The organism is Enterobacter sp. UNJFSC 003 (assembly GCF_036903355.1).
Taxonomy (GTDB): domain Bacteria; phylum Pseudomonadota; class Gammaproteobacteria; order Enterobacterales; family Enterobacteriaceae; genus Enterobacter.
In genome coordinates this window covers 1-246 of sequence record NZ_JBAKHK010000295.1, presented here as the reverse complement: position 1 = coordinate 246, position 246 = coordinate 1, and the positions used below count along the sequence as shown (strand labels likewise).

Annotated in this window: 1 protein-coding gene; it reads left to right on the top strand. The window is 56.1% G+C overall.

The window, feature by feature from the left end:
* The coding region (locus V5P19_RS24235) for a BON domain-containing protein (protein ID WP_334408080.1) at positions 1 to 246 on the top strand (246 nt) is incomplete at both ends.

Here is a 246-nt window from a genome sequence, read left to right as displayed (position 1 = left end):
GGGGTGACCTCTGTCAGCGACAAACTGCACGTTCGCGACGCTAAAGAAGGCTCGGTGAAGGGCTACGCGGGTGACACCGCCACCACCAGTGAAATCAAAGCCAAACTGCTGGCGGACGATATCGTCCCTTCCCGTCATGTGAAAGTTGAAACCACCGACGGCGTGGTTCAGCTCTCCGGTACCGTCGATTCTCAGGCACAAAGTGACCGTGCTGAAAGTATCGCCAAAGCGGTAGATGGTGTGAAA